This window comes from Algoriella xinjiangensis (assembly GCF_900115015.1).
Classification (GTDB): domain Bacteria; phylum Bacteroidota; class Bacteroidia; order Flavobacteriales; family Weeksellaceae; genus Empedobacter; species Empedobacter xinjiangensis.
Genome location: NZ_FOUZ01000001.1, coordinates 34784 through 53626, shown reverse-complemented (window position 1 = coordinate 53626; position 18843 = coordinate 34784). Strand labels below are relative to the sequence as shown.

Below are 18843 nucleotides of genomic sequence, written 5' to 3'. Positions count from 1 at the left end.
GTCTTAAACTTTTCTTTTTATAATTCTTTTTCGTTTTTGTTTTAAGAAAAACATTCTTAAAATACGATAGCCGTATGTTACTTTTTTATGTTTTGTAATAATAGGAAAAGCCATTGTACACATTAACGCAATGCAGGCTGTTGTACCCAATGCGCCACCAAAACCATTAAAAACTTTGCTGGTATAATGCAATAAAACAGAGAAAAGAATCGGTGAAAAAATCAACGAAAAATAGCTAATATTGATACTCGAAGAAACCATTCCGATAAAGGTTCCGCCAATAACATATAAAGGAATATTTTTAGTATAGATTTCGGGTAAAAGTGTTGGAAAAAAATAGAAAAATCCTCCGACAATTAGTGCAATTAGCGCAGATGAACGAACTGGTCCTTGCTTGAAACGAATATTTAACGCAAAGGTTAAAAATGTTGCCATTACTGATGCGCTTGCAAAAATCAAAAAATCAATCATTTAGCCAAAAATTAATTTAAACAATAACATACTCAACAATACACCAATAAAAGCTAAAGTTCCTAATTTACCACCAACGCCTACAAATAGCGATTTTGTTGCAAAAAATAACAATGCTGTAAAAATTCCGGCAGTAATAATCATCAAATAAACATACTCAAAATTAAGCGAAGTCATTCCAATAAAGGCGCCGCAATAAATTGGTCCGGCAAGTTGTTTTAGGTAATCTGATTTTGGATTGATAATGGTCAAAAAAGATCCAATTGTACCAACAATTCCAGCAGAAAAAACGCCACCTAATCCTAATTTATTATTCAGTAAATAGGTAATAATAGCTGCAATCGGAATCCAAAGAACCAAGCTTTTTCGATCAAATGAAAATTCATGATGATGAAGCGGAAATTTTCTGTAAACCACAATTAGCATCATGCAAATTAAAACCACAATATATGGCACAGCATAATGTTTTATTCGCTCGTTTAAAATGGCAAATAAAAACAAAAACTGAATGATAAATATGGTCAGAATTGTAAAAAACTTGATGATGCGTGTGCTCTTCAAAAACGTATAATTTTATAAAGTGCAAAGTTATAACGTCTATAAAATAAAAAGGGTAATATTTGTTTAAAATATTACCCTTTTTATATCATGTTTTTATCGTTATTCTGCAATCAATTTGTCCAATAAATCATTAATTTCTTTATCGTTCCAATCTCTTGTTTTTGTTTCTTTTAAAACAACTTCTCCTTTTTTATTTAGAATATAAGTTGTCGGAAAAACCTTTGGTAGCATGTTGTTAGACAACGGACTACTTGGTTCGTAAACTGGCATTGTGTAATTGTTTTTTTGTAAAAAAGCATTAAATACAGCTGGTTTATCTTGAATTGCAACCAATACAAATTTTACTTTTTTCCCTTTTGCTTCGTATAATTTCTGAATTGTAGGCATCTCCGCAACACAGGGCGGACACCAACTTCCCCAATAATTAAGAAAAACAACTTCTCCACTATTTTTTATATCCAATAAATTGGTTGTTGTTGCACCATTGTGTCCCGCTAAATCTACATCATAATCGCTGTCCAAAAGCTCAACATCATTTCCTGCTAAATGGCTATCATCTTCAATTTTACTTTTCAAAAACGTTCCAATCGGAGTAAACATAATGGCTAATAAACCAAGAACTACTAATATGGCTAAAATGATTTGCTTATTTTTCTTCATCAATCAATCTTTAAATTTTAATCGAACTATTTTAACAAAGATGCGAACAAAAAGCAACTTCTACAAATGATATTAGTAGGGTAGAATTAAAGTTTTGTTAAATTAAATTGCGTACAATATAATTTGACGTAGATTTGTAACGAAATGATTGAACAAGATTTAAATAGTTTAAAATTAGAGAATCAACTTTGTTTTCCAATTTATGTTTTGGTACGCGATATTGTAAACGAATATCGTCCGTTGCTAAATGAATTGGATCTTACTTATCCGCAATATTTGGTATTGCTTGTTTTATGGGAAACAGACGATATGACTGTAAATCAAATAGGAGAGAAGCTTTTTTTGGATAGTGGAACGTTAACACCATTATTAAAAAGATTGGAACAAAAAAAAATTGTAACAAGAGTTAGAAGCAAAAAAGATGAACGTGTTGTTAAAATAAAATTAACCAAACATGGGAAAGATTTGCAAGCAAAAGCATGTGAAGTTCCATCAAAATTAGCTGAAAAAATGAATGTTTCAATGGAAGATTTAATGGATTTGAGAAGAATAATTACAAAAATAAAATCAAAATAAACAAATATGAAAACATTGTATACAGCTTCTGTTACTGCAACAGGAGGAAGAAATGGAAAGGTTAAAAGCGAAAATGGGATTGTAGATTTTGACGTTCGTATGCCAAAAGCTTTAGGCGGAGCAAATGATGATTACTTAAATCCAGAATTGTTATTTGCAGCAGGATATTCTGCTTGTTTTGATAGCGCTTTGAATTTGGTTTTACAACAAAATAAAGTAAAAGCAGAAACAACTGTAAAAGCAGATGTTAGCATTGGTCAATTAGAAAACGGTGGTTTTGGATTAGCTGCAGTTTTGACAATTTCAGTTTTAGGTGTTTCTTTAGAAGATGCAAAATTATATGCAGAAAAAGCGCATCAAATTTGTCCTTATTCTAACGCTACACGCAATAATATTGATGTAGAACTAATTGTTTCAAATAATTAATAATAAATTAATCAACCATAAAATGCAAATAATAGCTAGTATTTTAACCGCGATTGTTCTCATCGAACATGTATACATTCTTTGGATGGAAATGTTTGCTTGGGAAACGGTTGGTAAAAAAGTTTTCGGAAAAAGTCTTTCTCCAGAACTCTTTAAACCAACAAAAGCATTGGCGGCAAATCAAGGTTTGTACAACGGTTTTTTAGCTGCCGGATTGGTTTGGTCTTTTTTAATAGACAACGCAGAATGGGCAATTAACGTTCGTTTATTTTTCTTAGGATGTGTTATTGTTGCAGGTTTATACGGCGCAATTACAGCTTCTAAAAAAATATTTTTTGTACAAGCATTACCAGCTATTTTGGCATTTATAATGGTTTTTATCACTAAATAATATAAAATGAGTTTAATAGAGAATTTAGAGTGGAGACATGCTACAAAAGCATACGATCCTACTAAAAAAGTAAGTGAAACAGATTTAAATAAAATCTTAGAAGCAATTCGTTTAGCACCAACTTCTTCAGGTTTACAACAATTTCGTGTTGTAGTTGTAGAAGATCAAGAAACTAAAAATAAATTGGTTAATGGAGCGCTTAATCCAGAATGTGTAACAGATTGTTCTCATATTCTTGTTTTTGCAGCTTGGGATAATTATACAGATGAAAAAATTGATAAAGTGTACGATTTAACGACTGATGAAAGAGATTTACCAAGAGGTCGTTTTGATAGTTATACAAGTCAGTTAAAAGAGAGTCTTTCTCAATTAACGAATGAACAACATTTTGAACACGCTGCAAAACAATCGTACATTGGTTTAGGTTTGGCTTTAGCACAAGCTGCCGAACTTAGAATTGATAGTACACCAGCAGAAGGTTTTAATAGTAAAGTTTTTGATGAAGTTTTAGATTTGCCTGCGAAAGGACTAAAAAGTACAGTAATTATGTATTTAGGTTATAGCGATACAAGCAAAGATTGGTTGTCTACGATGAAAAAAGTAAGAGTTCCGATGGATGAATTTGTTATCCGTGTAAAATAAAAATAGAGAAAGGTGCAAAGTAATTTGCACCTTTTTTTGAATTATATGATATCCTTTTATCCATTATTGAATAATTATATTTTTTATTTAAAAAGTAAATGTTTATTTCACTATTTTTAAATATCAATTTATAACGCTAAATCATTGATAAAATGATCAACCAACCATTGCCATTTCAGTTTACAATTCAACATCATAACTATATTAATTATACTTTTTGTCTTAACAATTATAATTTTTTGACAAGTATAAATTTTCAAGATATACAAAATGATTTAGAAGATATTCAGCTCATTATTACTTCAAATATTGGATTATTTGAACCTTTACAGTTTAATTTTGATCGTTTACAGAAAAATATAGATTTCAAACTTACACAGTTTGATTTTATTTATGATTTAAATTTTCTGAAAAGTTTATCAGAAAAAGATCTTGATCAAATACAGTTCAAAGTAATCAAAAATGGTGAAATTATTGCGCAAAAAACGATTACTTTAGAAGTACTTCCTATTGATTATTTTGGTGGTTTACAAACTTATCCAGAATTATTAGCATCGTATGTATTATCAAATAACGCATTTATTTATAAGATTAAAACTGATGCAATCAAAATTTTAGAAACCAATAATTTAAATCCATCTTTCGAAGGTTATCAAGCCAATAATAAAGAAAGAGTTTTGCAATTGATTTCCTCAATTTATAAAGCAATTCAGAACTACGAATTTATTTACAGTGCAATTCCACCAAGTTTTGAGAAAACTGGACAACGAATTCGTTTAATTGACCAAGTTATAGAAACTAAATTTGGAAACTGTATTGATATTTCTTTGATTTTTGCAGCATGTTTAGAAGCTATAAATCTCAATCCTTTATTGGTTGTAACTCGCGGACATGCATTTTTAGGTGTTTGGTTAGAGAATCAACGTTTTGATGGAATAATAAATTATGATCAAGCAGCTATTTCTAAACGAATTGCTTCGGGAATAAAAGAAATTGCTTTGATAGAAGCTACAAATTTGTGCAAAGGAAGTCAAATGTCGTTTACAGAAGCAATGAAAACGGCGGAAGTTGAAATTATGGATTTAAATAATTTTTTACTTTCTATTGATATTAAAAATGCGAGATCTAATGGAATTGGACCTTTGCCTTTGCTAAAAACGAAAGATGATGTAGAAAAAATTGTTTTAAACGCAGAAATAAATGAATCAAACTTTGATAAAGATTTTGAGATTGGAACATTGTACCAAGATTTAGAATTAACAGATTTATCAAATCTTACCAAACAAAAAATATGGGAGCGTAAACTTTTAGACCTTTCATTGCGTAATAATTTACTCAATTTGCGTTTCACAAAAAGTATGTTGCAATTGGTTGATCTTAAAGTTAATTTGTTAGAAGATCATTTGGCAGATGGCAAAACTTATACAATACATCCGAACAATAATCAAGCAGTTTTAAAAAAATATAGTCTTTATCACGATCCAATTCATTCGTCACAAGATTTATTTAAATTGGCAGATGATGAGTTTAAATACAACAAGCTTTTAACGTATTATCACCAAGATGATTTAGATACAATTTTAACACATTTATTTCGTACAGCCAAACTTGCTGAAGAAGAAAATGGTAAAAGTACATTGTATTTAGGTATTGGACTTTTAAAATGGTTTGACTCGCGCAATAAAGATACTCCACGATTTGCTCCAATATTATTGATTCCTGTCGAATTATCTCGAAAGTCCGTAAATTCTAAATTTATGTTACGAAGTAGAGAAGAAGAAACGATGATTAACATTACGCTTCTCGAATATCTTCGTCAAGAATATAAATTAAATTTGACTAATTTAGAAACTTTACCAACGGATGATTCTGGTGTAGATGTCGCAAAAGTTTTGGCAATTATTAGAAATGCAGTTTTAAATTTAGAAGGATGGGATGTTTTAGACCAAACAGTATTGGGAACTTTTTCATTCAATAAATTGATTTTATGGCAAGACATTTCAAAATACGCTGTAGAAATACAAAAAAGCGCAATTGTTAAAAGTTTAATTGATGGTAAATTAACCAAAGCTTTAGATAATGTAAATGAAGATACATCAAGTTTAGAATATATTTCGTCATCAGAATTAATTTTACCAATTCCTACCGATAATTCTCAATTAAATGCGGTTTTAAACGCCAATCAAAACAAGAGTTTTATCTTGCACGGACCTCCTGGTACAGGGAAATCTCAGACAATTACCAATATTATTGCAGATGCATTAGCTAATAATAAAAAAGTTTTATTTGTTGCAGCCAAAAAAGCTGCTTTAGATGTAGTTCATAGTCGATTAGAAGGTATTGGCTTAGGACCTTTTTGCCTTGAATTACATTCTAATAAATCAAAGAAGTCGGATGTTTTACAACAATTTGAGCGAACATTAGAAGTTCCAAAATATCAAATTAATGCAAATTTTGAGGCAGAAGCAATACGAATTGATGAGCGTAAAAAAGAGCTTAGTAAATATGTGATAGAATTACATCAAAAATTTAAAGTTGGATGGAGTTTATACGATTCTATTTCGCATTTAGAAGCTAATAATGTACAAATAAATGAACAGTTTATTGTTCCGATTGATTGTAATCAAATTGATAATACAACATGGAATAGTTGGAAAGATTGGCTAATTCCGTTTGCGTCTATTGTCAAAAAAATTGGAGAACCTTCATCGCATTCTTTGAAATTGATTAATATAGCTCAACATCAGTTTGAGAATAAAGGATTGATTGTTAGTGCGATAAATACTTACATTGATTATAAAAATTCGCTTTTAAAAATTGAAGAAGAGTTTGAATTAAACGATAGTGATGAAATTACTGTACTAAACTTGTTTGAATATTTAAAGAATAATCAACTAAAACTGCCTTTGATTGATGTAGTAAAAGATGAAGGAAAACTTAATTTATTGAAAAATTGGATTTTACAGCAAAATAAAGTGCAATTGATAGAAAATGAGTTAAATAGCGTATATAATTCATCTATTTTGAACTTAGATTATGAAAATTTAAGTCAAATTTGGAACAAATCAAAGCTAACTTGGTTCTTCCCTAAATGGCTGAAACAACGTAAGGTAAAAGCACAATTAAATGGTTATGTAAAATCAAAGATAGAATCAGCTGAACAAGTTGATCAATTATTCGATAAATTGAATGCTAGACAACAGTCAAATCAACAATTAAACAATCCACAATATGCTTTTGTAGCTTTATTTGCGCAGCCTTATTTCGAAGAAAATCATTATTCAATTTCTAAAATAGAGCACGATATTACTTCTGTAGAAAATGCACTAAAATTAGGTGAAGCAACAAAAATAAATGCGTTTCCCGATTGGTTAAAAAATCATTTAAATCAACCAAATCTCATTAAAAAATTGGCGGAAAGTATTGTTACGATAAAAGAAAGTTCTGCTTCGGAAATTAATTTATTGAATTATCTAAGTTCTATTCCAGAAACGAATGATGAATTGGAAAATATAGTTTCTAATATTTCAGATTTAGAAGATTGGGTAAATTATAATGTTTTAAAAGAAAAAGCAACCAGTTTAAATCTCAATTGGTTTATCACACTTTTAGAAAAAAAACTGATAAAAACGAATGCAGTTGATATTGAATTTGAGAATATTATCCATTTAAATTACTTTGTAAAAACAGTATATAATTCTGAGGTTTTGAATAGTTTTGATGCTACAATTTATGAATCATACATTCAACAATATAAAGATTTACATAAAGAATTTACGACACTTAGTAAAAATCAATTGGTAATGAAATTGAGTGATCGTATTCCAAATCTTACACAAGAAGCTGCGCAAAGTTCTGAAATCGGAATTTTACAAAAAGCAATTAGAAGTAAAGGAAGAGGTTTGTCGATTAGAAAATTATTTGATCAAATTCCAACTTTAATTCCAAGGTTAAAACCGTGTATGTTGATGAGTCCAATTTCGGTAGCGCAATATTTTGATGTCAATACAGAACATTTTGATTTAGTTATTTTTGATGAAGCTTCTCAATTGCCAACATCCGAGGCAATAAGTGCGTTAGCACGGGCTAAACAGGCGATTATTGTAGGCGATCCTAAGCAAATGCCGCCAACTAGTTTTTTTGCTTCTGCCAAAATTGATGAAGATAATATTGAGTTAGAAGATTTAGAAAGTATTTTGGACGATTGTTTAGCATTGTCAATTCCTTCCAATTATTTGTTGCGTCATTATCGTAGTAAACATGAAAGTTTGATTTCATTTAGCAATGTCAATTTTTACGATAATAAATTATTGACTTTTCCTTCTCCAGATGATTTAGACAGAAAAGTTACCTTTAAATTCATCGAAGGTTTTTATGATAAAGGAAAAACGAGAACCAATAAAAATGAGGCTGAAGCAATCATTAATTATATTTTTCAACATCTTAAAAAAGGAAATACAAAATCAATTGGTGTTGTTACTTTTAGCCAAACGCAACAAGTTTTGATTGAAGATTTATTGCAAAAATTATTTCAGACTTATCCACAATTAGAAGAATTTTCTATAAACAATAATGAATCTATTTTTATTAAAAATTTAGAAAATGTACAAGGAGACGAACGCGATATTATACTTTTTTCTATAGGTTATGGACCAGATGAAGATGGTAAAGTTTCGATGAATTTTGGACCATTAAATCGTGATGGCGGATGGCGAAGATTGAATGTCGCTGTTACGCGTGCACGTTATGAAATGAAGGTTTTTTCGTCATTAAAAGGAGATCAAATTGATTTGAATAGAACAAATTCTGAAGGTGTAAAAGGTTTAAAGAATTTCTTAAATTTTGCAGAAAAAGGCATTGTTTATCAAGCAAAAGATAAGTTAGAAAATGAGAAAACATTATTAATTAAAAGTATAGCTGATTATTTAATTTTAAATGGATTAAATGTAAAAACTAATATTGGTACTTCTGATTACAAAATAGATATAGGTGTAGTAGATGAAGCGAATGAAAACGATTATATACTTGCTATACTTGTAGATAGTGATAATTATTTTAAAATTAATACGACAAATGATCGTGAACTTTTAGCGCCAAATGTATTGAAAAATTTGGGGTGGAATATTTACAGAATTTGGACTTTGGATTGGCTTAAAAACAAAGATAAAATAGTAGAAGATATCAAAGAGTATCTTGTGCAAATTAAAAAGGAAATTGTTGTAGAAGTAGAACAGCCCGAGGTTTTGATAACTATAGAAAGTGACTTGAATACTGTTGAGGATTTAAATGTTAATACACTTTCACAACCATATGTTGCAGCAATTTTAAGGCCTGTAGAGTTTGCCAATTCAGAATCTATTTATTTTCCAGAAAATAGGGCAGAAATTCTAAATCAAATGAGATTAATTATTACAACAGAAGCTCCGATAAGTCAAAATAGTTTGTTTAAAAAAATCTTAAAAAACTGGAATACAGCTCGCGCTGGTTCAAAATTGAATGGCTATTTAAGTGAGATAATTAATTCAATTCCAGATTTAATTACGACAGAAAATCATCAAAAATTTTATTGGACAACAGAAATTCAACCCAATCATTTAGATTATTATAGAGATAATTTAATCGAAAAAAGAACGATTGATGAATTGTCTATTGAAGAAATTTCGGTTGCAATTCAAGAAATTATGGAAGATAATTTAAGTTTAGAAAAAATGGAGCTGATTAGATTTACTGCTCGAATTTTTAATTTTTCTAAAGTTGGTGCGCAAATAGATGTTGTTATTAATTTAGCAATAGATGATTTGCAAAACAAGGGTAATTTAATTGTAGATGGAAATCGAATAATATTAAATACTTAATGATTAAACCTTTTCGGAATAAGTTTTGCATTATAAATAATCTAACCACTAAAAATAAATTAGTATGAGCAATTTAATTTCAACAATCGCTATTGTCTTAGTTATTTTATGGGCAATTGGTTATTTCGGATTTGGCGAAGCCGTTGGTAACTTTATCCACATTTTATTGGTCTTGGCTGTTATCGCGATTTTATATCGTCTGATTACGGGAAATAAACAATAAATAAAAACCTCCTAAATGTAGAATTTAGGAGGTTTTTACTTGTATTTAGATACAAATTAGTCGAAGATAACCTCAAATGTTAATCTTTTTAGAAGATTTCGCTTTACTATCAGCAAATTAAAAACTTATCGTAATTTTGCCAAAAATTACTTTTGTCTATTCGCCTTCAATACACTTTATCCAAAAAATCCATCTATGTTATTGCATTATTCGTCAGTTTAATTGTAATTATTGCGTTGATTATTTTGAGCTATTTGATAAATAACGAAAGCCAAAAAACCAACGAAGATTTTGTGCGAAAAGGTTTTTTTAGAAAATATGAAGCAATTGAACACGAATTTAAAAACATAGAAGAATATCAAAGTGTTTTGCAAAATGTAATCAATAGAAGTGATAAAAATAATTATGCCGATCATTTTTCTATTCTGAATGATTTAAACCTTAATCGAAAATTAATTCGAGACAATTGGTATACTTTTTATCAATCTGACAAAGAAAAAATCACCGATAAAAATATACTTTCTAAAGTTCTTCATAAACCAACAATCAAAGATTTTAAAAACATTTATCTTGTTAAAAATCAGCAAATAAATAATTTTTTAATTAATTATAATGATACGTTGTATTGGGTAAATTATGATACGGTAAAAGTTTCTGAAACCGAAAATTTATTTTACGGCTCAACAATTAATTTATATGATTTGTATCGATTTTTTATTGATATTGATATAAATGCGACCAATTACGCCTATATTTTTAATAAAGATGGAATTTGTTTAACGCATCCGAATGAGAAATTTATAGGGAAAAATGTGTTCGATTTTACAGATATTAAAGCAAATGACACGATAACAAGTACAATTGTAACGCGTTTTCCACAAGACAAATACACGGAAAATGAAGCGTCGTCCGAGTTTATAGAAAATACAAATATCAAGCGTTTTATAAAACCACTAAAAACCAAGAATTTTGACGGTTACGTGGTTGTCAATCATCTTGATTTGATTATTAATGAAAATGTAGCCCGCATCAAATTTTACATTACGTTTATATTTTTAGCCACTTTTCTTTTAATCATTTTTATCTTTTTATTGTTCAATAAATTAACAACAAAAGCGTATAAAGAAAAAGAAGAAATTAACGATGAAAAAAATAGATTAATTGTAGAAAATGAGAAGATTAATAATGTAAATACTTTAAATCAATTACAACAATTAAAGAATCAAATTAATCCACATTTTTTGTTCAATTCGCTTAATTCATTGTACATGTTGATTGGTTTGAATAAAGAAAATGCACAAAAATTTACGATGAATTTGTCTAAGATTTATCGTTATTTAATTGTTCCGCCAAAGGAAAATACTGTAATTGTAGAAAAAGAATTGGCTTTTATTCAGCAATATATGGAATTGCAAGAAAGTCGATTTTCTGAAGAATTAATCTTTAAATTAATTATTGAAGATGAGCAAAGTTTAGCAAAGAAAATTCCTTATTTAGCTTTGCAAATTGTTGTAGAAAATGCCATAAAGCATAACATTGCAACGATTGATGAACCATTAACTATTCAGATTTTTGTTAAGACAAAAGCTATTGTTGTGAGAAACACATTACAGCTAAAAAATAATAGAACTGACAACGAAAATTTTGGGTTAAACTACATGCAACAAATGTATCAATATCATCAAAATAATGAGTTTAAGGCGTATATAAAAAATGATGAATTTATTTGCGTTTTACCACTTTTATAAAAAATAACAACCACTCACTCCCAAATAATAGCCATTCACTCCCAAATAATTTTGCATTCCCAAAACAGCCATTAAGTTTATAGCAGAATTAACGATAATTTAATATTTGAATGTATCAGATGACGGAAAGGAAGAATTATAAATTAGCGATTTATTTATGGTTAGCTATGTCTTCTACTGCGGTTTATGCACAAAAGAAAGAGAGCAAAAAGACCGAAAAAACAAAAACAGAAAAAACGGATTCTACAGCAACAAAAGTTAAAAACATTAACGAATTGTTGAAAAAAGGAATTTATAAAAAAGGATTATTTAATACGATTCAAGTAAAAACGGATATCTATTTTGAGATTCCGGATAGTTTATTTGGACGTCAGTTTTTAATCGTGAATAAACTTTCTCAAGTTCCAATGCAAGTAAACGATGCGGGATTGAACAAGGGAATGAATTACGAAAACAAAGTTATTACGTTTCACCGTGATTCTATTGCGAAAAAAGTTTGGGTAAAAACAATTGTACCACAAGTTTCTTCGCCAAAAAATGATGCGATTACAGCATCTGTAAAAGACAATTTTTCAGAATCAATTATCGAGGTTTTCGATATTGAAGCACAAAATAATGATTCTACTTCGGTAGTAATCAAAGTCAATAAAGTATTTGATGGAAATCAAAAAAGCTTTAATGATGTTTTAACGAATATAGGTTTAGGTGGTTCGGTTAAAGCAAATCTATCATATGTGGAAAATGTGAAATCGTTTCCAGAGAACATTGTTGTGAAATCACAACTAACAACAAGTGTAAATGAGGGAGGGGTAGATTTAGCTGTAACCTTGGGTGTGACTAGCAATATTGTGTTGCTAGCTCAGACACCCATGCAACCAAGACTTGCAGATCCTCGTGTAGGATTTTTTACAGAAAAACATTGGTTTTTTAATGATGGTCAACATAAAATGGACGAACAAAAGTTCATTACAAAATGGCGCTTAGAACCAAAAGAACAAGACAAAGAAAAGTATTTGAGAGGAGAATTAGTAGAGCCTCAAAAACCAATTGTTTATTATATAGATCCTGCGACGCCAAAACAATGGCGCCAGAAAATTATAGACGGTGTACACGATTGGCAAATTGCTTTTGAGCAAGCTGGTTTCAAAAATGCGGTTATTGCAAAAGAACCAACTGCGGATGATAAAGATTTTGATATTGATGACGTTCGTTATTCGGTAATCACTTATGCTGCTTCACCAAAAGCCAATGCAATGGGACCTTCTGTAGTTGATCCGCGTAGTGGAGAAATTTTAGAATCTGATATTATTTGGTGGCACAATGTAATGACTTCTTTACATGATTGGATGCGAATTCAGACAGGACCAATTGATCCAAAAGCTAGAGGAAACAAATTTAGCGACGAACATATGGGAGAAGCTATTCGTTTTGTATCATCTCATGAAGTTGGACATACTTTTGGACTGAAACACAATATGGGTGCATCTTTTGCTTATCCAGTAGAATCTTTACGATCTAAAGAATTTACAGATAAAATGGGCGGAACAGCTCCTTCTATTATGGATTATGCACGATACAATTATGTGGCACAACCAGAAGATGGTGTTACAGCAATTACGCCAAAAATCGGAACATACGATAAATATGCGATAGAATGGGGATATCGTTGGTATCCTACTTCTACAACAGAGCAAAAATCACTTCGAAAATTAATTGAAGATCATCAAGATGATGCCGCTTATTTTTATGGAGAACAACAAAGTTATTTAAGCACAATTGATCCACGTTCGCAGTCCGAAGATTTAGGTGATGATGCTGTATTGGCTAGTCAATATGGAATGAAAAATCTGAAACGTGTTATTGATAATTTAATGAAATGGACTTACGATGATGGTAAAGATCTTGTAAGTGCTGGTAAATTATATTACGGTACAATTGGGCAATGGGACATGTATTCTAACCATGTTTTGGCAAATGTTGGTGGTATTTATTTAAACAATACAGTTTTCGGAAACGATAAAAAAGCTTACGAACCAGTACCTGCAAAAATGCAACGTAAAGCGGTTTCTTATATCAATGATAATGTAATTAATCTTCCAAAATGGTTATTTTTTAATGATATTTTAGATAAAACGTACGCGATTAAAAATTCGCCGATGGGACCTTATGAGCAAACGCCTTATACAATGGCGAGAGAAATGCAATATGGTTTAATCTATTCATTATTTACAGATGATCGTTTACTAAGATTATTAGAAAATGAATTAAAACATCAAGAATTAAACTCGAAAGAGGAAATTTATACAGTTGAGAATTTATTTGATCAAGTACGTGAAGCAGTTTTTATTAAAAAATCTGAATTGACAATTCTTGATCGCATGACTCAAAAAAATTACATCGATGCATTAATTGTATCAACCAATAAATTGTTTGAAAAAACAACTGTTGTTGGATTAAAAATAGACCAAACCCTACAAATGCCTGTAATCTGTAACTTTTTAGAAGAAGATAAAATGGTTAGAAATATCAATTATTCTTCTATGAAAAGAGTTTCAGAAGTTACAACGTATAAAAGAGCTGAATTACAACGAGTTTTAGCTTTATTGAATAAGAAAAAGAATAACGGAGACGTGGCAACAAAAGCCCATTATGCAGATTTAATCATTCGTATTAAAGAAGCTTTAAAGTAATAAAAATTCATGAAAAAGACATTCATTCTTTTACCTCTTTTTGCAGCAAGCATTGCGTTTTCTCAAGAAAAGAGAGTGATTACAGGTTCGGTTCAGGACGAAGAAACATTAATGGGAATTGCTGGTGCTTCAGTTAAAATAGAAGCACAGTCAATTTCGACTACAACAGATCAAAAAGGAATTATAGAAAGCGTAACTGTTGGTACGGTTACAGATGAGCACGGTAATTTTACTTTAGAAGTTCCAGCCAATACACAATCAGTTTTGGTAAGTTATTTGGGATATGATTCTCGATTAATTCAGCTTTCTAATGGTAATAATACCTATACAATTGGTTTATTTCCTGCAGAAGATACAATTGCGCCAGAAGATAATCAACTAAATGAAGTTGTTGTTACGGGTTATCAAAAAATTGAGAAACGTAAATTAACTTCGGCTATTGCAACGGTTAAAATGGAAGATATACAACAAGCTGGTGTAGCAAGTGTAGATCAATTATTAAGCGGGCAAGTAGCAGGTGTTGCAGTAACTACAGAAACTGGATCGCCAGGAGGACCAAGTAAAATTAGAATTCGTGGTACAGCTTCACTTTCTGGACCACAAGATCCATTATGGGTAATTGATGGTTTGCCTTTAGAAGGAAATGATGTGCCTAATTTTAGTGATAAAGATAATATTGATCAATTACAAAATTTCTCGATAGCTGGTCTTAATCCAAATGATATCGAAGATATTACCATTTTAAAAGATGCCGCAGCAACCGCTATTTATGGTGCAAGAGCAGCAAATGGTGTAATTTCTATTACCACAAAAAGAGGTAAAAAAGGAAGTATGGTCGTTAATTTTTCGGCAAATACTTTTGTAACAGCTCGTCCAGATTTTGATCGATTAAATTTACTAAATGCTTCTCAAAAAGTTGATTTAGAATTGATGTTGGCAAGTCGCTCAGATCTTACTTATCGTACAGATAAAGGAGAAGTGATGCGTATTTTGGCAAGAAATGGACAATTAGATGCTTTACGAAACGGAGGTTTTGGTTCGTTAGATGCTGTTACTCAAAATCAAATTAACGGATTAAGAGGAAATACAACTGATTGGGGAAAATTACTTTACCGCAACGCAATTAATCAACAATATGGTCTAAGCCTTTCTGGAGGTAATGAGCGTTCTGATTATTATTTCTCTTTGGGATACTATGACGAGCAAGGAACAACGATTGGAACAGGCTTTGAGCGTTACAATCTTACCTTAAAAAACAATTACAAATTAAACGATAAACTGAATGTAGGAATTTCTATTTTCGCAACAGAAAGTGATAAAGAATCTTTTGTAACTGATGCAGATGCGTCAATCAATCCAATTAATTATTCGCGTAATGCAAATCCATATTTGTCGCCATATAATCCAGATGGTTCTTACAGATATGACCAAGATATTGATGGATATGAAGATCGTTTTGTCCCTTTTAATTTTATAGAAGAAAGAGAAAACACAAAGTATAATCTTAAAAATAGATCATTAAAAGCAATTTTAGATTTAGATTATCAAGTTGCAAAAGGTTTAAAAGTAACTTCTCAATTCGGAATTCAATACGATAATAATAAAACGGAAAAATACGCGGCAGAAGAAACGTATTTTACACGTAAAATGAGAGAAGGTACACGTTATTACAAATCAGGACAATACCTTTATTTTTTACCAGACGGTGCAATAAAACAAAACTGGGACAACGAATATTTTCAATACAACTGGAAATTGCAAGCCACGTATAGCACAACAATTAACGGACGTCACGAAATTGATTTGATGGCGGGTACAGAAATTCGTAGAACAGAAAACAATACAACGTTAACAAGAGCTTTTGGATATGATCCTATAACCAAAAGAGCAACACAAATTGTTTTTCCAACATCTAGTTTTGCCTCTCAAAAAATATACGAAACATACCGTGAAATGCCTGCTGAGGTTAATGCGTATGTTTCAACTTTTGCAACGGCTTCGTATACATTAGACAAAAAATATACTGTTTTTGGAAGTGTACGTTACGACGGTACAAACTTATTTGGTGTTAACAAAAAATATAAATACTTACCAATTTGGGCAGTTTCTGCATCTTGGTTAGTTTCGAGAGAATCTTTTATGGAAAATGTAGATTTTATATCTAATCTACGTTTAAGAGCTTCTTATGGTTTACAAGGAAATATAGACCGTAATACTTCGCCATTTTTTATTGGAGAATATAGTGATACAACTATTTTACCAGGTAATAACGAAGATATTATTAATGTATACAATCCACCAAACGACAAATTACGTTGGGAAAAAACAACCAATACAAATGTTGGAATGGATTTAGGATTATTCCGTAACCGTATTAGTTTCGCAATGGATGCTTATCATCGTAAAGGAACGGATATGATTAGTATGAGAGAAACGCCATTAGAAACTGGTTTCGAATATACAATGGTCAATTGGGGTGAATTAACAAACAAAGGTTTTGAAATTGCAGTTACAACACGAAATATTGACAAAGAGAATTTCAAATGGTCAACAACAATCAACTTTGCGCACAACAAAAGTAGAGTAGACAAAGAACAACCAAGAGAAAATAGCTTAACTCCATCTCGAGAAGGATTACCTGTAAATGCAGTTTTTGCATTAAAAACAGCTGGTATGGACGAAAATGGAAACCCAATGTTTTGGAAAGGAAAAGAAAAAATTAGTGCAAAAGAGTTTTTTGCTTTGTATGATTTATACGCTGATTTTATGCCAGGAGAATTTGTAGATTCAAATTTATCGAATGAGGATATGAGAAATCTATTTACTTATATTGGCGATCGCGATCCAAAATTTACGGGAGGAATTATCAATAACATCAAGATTCATAATTTTGATGTAACAGTTTCTGCCGCTTTCAATATAAAACAAACCGTAATGCGTTCGCCTTCGTACAGAGGAATGGAATTAGATCCAGGTCGTAATTATACACAAGATATTTTTGAAGCAGGTACTACTTTACCAGGAATTACAAGTCCTTCTATGGATAATAATGAAGGTTGGATGGCGAACAAATGGTTTGCAGGTAATCATGCAAATGCATACAATTTACTAGATATTTGGGCAAAAGAAGTTAGTTATATGCGAATTAGTAGTATTCGTGTTGGGTATACTTTTCCTAAAAAATATACAGATGTTATTGGGTTCAAAAGTGCTCGTATAAACATCGAAGGACGTAATTTATTTGTGTTTAGTAACGGATACAAAGGTTATTTTGATCCAGAAACGTATGGTAATATCTATGCGCAGCCAATCGCTAAATCGGTAACAATGGGAATTAATGTTTCTTTCTAAATTTTAAACTTAAATGAAAAAAATAATTATTTTATTAACTGTTTTTGCAGTTAGTTTTACTACAATTAGTTGCGATAGCTTGTTAGATATAGAACCAGATGGAAAAATTATTCCGAAAACGGTTGCAGATTATCGCTTGGTTTTAACTTCGGCTTATGCAAAATATCCAACGCATAAATCAATGACAGCTTTGCGTACAGACGAAATTACATTGAACGAAGATTCGGGTGATTTTATTTCGTACAGAGAAACTGCAATGTGGAAAGATGTAAATCCAGATCAAGTAACAATTCAGTTTCCTTGGGTTAGTTTTTACACGGTTATTTTTTATACCAATCAAATTATTACCGAAGGGCAAAAAACAATGGAAACTTCGCCCGAAAAAGATCAATTATTAGCAGAAGCTTATGCATTGCGCGCTTATGCCTATTTTGATTTGGTTAATTTATTTGGAAAACCATACAATTCTTCAACTTCAAGTCAAGATCGTGGTGTACCATTAAATTTAGAGATAGATTTAGAAAAAACATTAAAACCGTCAACTGTTCAAGAAGTTTACAATCAAATTAATACTGATTTAGCGCAAGCAAATACATTAATGATTCTGAATAAGCAGCCTGCAGGTGTTAATTACAGATTTTCTAAAGCTGCTTTACATGCGTTTGAAGCTAGAACTTCATTGTACCAAAACAATTGGAAAAAAGCGAAAGAATCTGTAGATAAAGCGTTAACAATTAATAATAAATTGGCTGATTTAAATACATCTCAACTTGCGCCAAACCATTTTACGTCACCAGAATCTATTTTAGCGTTAGATAATACGCTGAATAGTCCTATTCAGTACATGGCATTTGCGTCAAACGAATTGTTGTCAACTTACGACGCAAGTATTGATAAGCGTTTTCCTATCTATTTCGAAAAAAATGGTACTCACTATAAAGTGATAAAAGGCGGTAATTCTGAGTTTAAAACTTCTTTTAGAGTTGCAGAATTATACTTTATCAAAGCAGAATCTTTATTGAAATTAAATCAATTAGAAGAAGCGAAAACTGTTTTGTCAGTTGTTTTAAAAAACCGTTATTCGGCAGAAGGTTTAACTAAAATTCAAACAAATATTTCAAAAATGAATGCTTCAGTATTTATGAACTTTATTTTAGAAGAAAGAGTTAGAGAATTTGCCTTAGAAGGACAACGTTGGTACGATTTACGTCGAGCAAATCAGAAAAATTACGCATCAAATTAGTGGAAA

Annotated in this window: 13 protein-coding genes; 10 read left to right on the top strand and 3 right to left on the bottom strand. The window is 30.6% G+C overall.

Annotation, left to right across the window (positions count from 1 at the left end; all coding sequences use genetic code 11):
- Positions 1-3: 3 nt before the first annotated feature.
- From BM072_RS00210 to BM072_RS00200, 3 genes are all read right to left on the bottom strand, one after another.
- Positions 4-471, bottom strand: a complete 468-nt coding sequence (locus BM072_RS00210; RefSeq protein WP_092905361.1) for a hypothetical protein — start codon at positions 469-471, stop codon at positions 4-6.
- Positions 472-1032 carry a hypothetical protein gene (locus BM072_RS00205; RefSeq protein WP_125113042.1) on the bottom strand — a complete coding sequence of 187 codons (561 nt, stop codon included), beginning with the start codon at positions 1030-1032 and terminating at the stop codon, positions 472-474.
- A gap of 99 nt (positions 1033-1131) precedes the next feature.
- Positions 1132-1692 carry a TlpA family protein disulfide reductase gene (locus BM072_RS00200; RefSeq protein ID WP_092905357.1) on the bottom strand — a complete coding sequence of 187 codons (561 nt, stop codon included), beginning with the start codon at positions 1690-1692 and terminating at the stop codon, positions 1132-1134.
- A 144-nt stretch (positions 1693-1836) separates the two neighbouring features.
- Between BM072_RS00200 and BM072_RS00195 the strand changes: the two genes are divergently transcribed.
- The 10 genes from BM072_RS00195 (at position 1837) to BM072_RS00155 (ending at position 18837) form a co-directional block, all read left to right on the top strand.
- Entirely contained in the window at positions 1837-2268 is a 432-nt protein-coding gene (locus BM072_RS00195; protein WP_092905355.1) for a MarR family winged helix-turn-helix transcriptional regulator, read from the top strand.
- 6 nt (positions 2269-2274) lie between these two features.
- Positions 2275-2694: an organic hydroperoxide resistance protein gene (locus BM072_RS00190; RefSeq protein WP_092905353.1), complete on the top strand. Its 420-nt coding sequence runs from the start codon at positions 2275-2277 to the stop codon at positions 2692-2694.
- 22 nt (positions 2695-2716) lie between these two features.
- Positions 2717-3085 (top strand): DUF1304 domain-containing protein, encoded by a 369-nt coding sequence (locus tag BM072_RS00185; protein ID WP_092905858.1) that lies wholly within the window; start codon positions 2717-2719, stop codon positions 3083-3085.
- 6 nt (positions 3086-3091) lie between these two features.
- On the top strand, positions 3092-3727 hold the full coding sequence (locus tag BM072_RS00180; RefSeq protein WP_092905351.1) for a nitroreductase family protein: 636 nt from the start codon (positions 3092-3094) through the stop codon (positions 3725-3727).
- A 152-nt stretch (positions 3728-3879) separates the two neighbouring features.
- Positions 3880-9582 (top strand): DUF3320 domain-containing protein, encoded by a 5703-nt coding sequence (locus BM072_RS00175; RefSeq protein WP_092905349.1) that lies wholly within the window; start codon positions 3880-3882, stop codon positions 9580-9582.
- Between the two features lie 64 nt (positions 9583-9646).
- On the top strand, positions 9647-9805 hold the full coding sequence (locus BM072_RS15395) for a lmo0937 family membrane protein (protein ID WP_125113041.1): 159 nt from the start codon (positions 9647-9649) through the stop codon (positions 9803-9805).
- Between the two features lie 152 nt (positions 9806-9957).
- A complete protein-coding gene (locus BM072_RS00170) occupies positions 9958-11553 on the top strand; it encodes a histidine kinase (protein ID WP_092905347.1) in 1596 nt (531 codons plus the stop codon).
- Positions 11554-11672: 119 nt separating this feature from the next.
- Positions 11673-14243 carry a zinc-dependent metalloprotease gene (locus BM072_RS00165; RefSeq protein ID WP_476723707.1) on the top strand — a complete coding sequence of 857 codons (2571 nt, stop codon included), beginning with the start codon at positions 11673-11675 and terminating at the stop codon, positions 14241-14243.
- 9 nt (positions 14244-14252) lie between these two features.
- Positions 14253-17594, top strand: a complete 3342-nt coding sequence (locus BM072_RS00160; RefSeq protein WP_092905343.1) for a SusC/RagA family TonB-linked outer membrane protein — start codon at positions 14253-14255, stop codon at positions 17592-17594.
- 13 nt (positions 17595-17607) lie between these two features.
- On the top strand, positions 17608-18837 hold the full coding sequence (locus tag BM072_RS00155; RefSeq protein ID WP_245752009.1) for a RagB/SusD family nutrient uptake outer membrane protein: 1230 nt from the start codon (positions 17608-17610) through the stop codon (positions 18835-18837).
- Positions 18838-18843 lie beyond the last annotated feature (6 nt).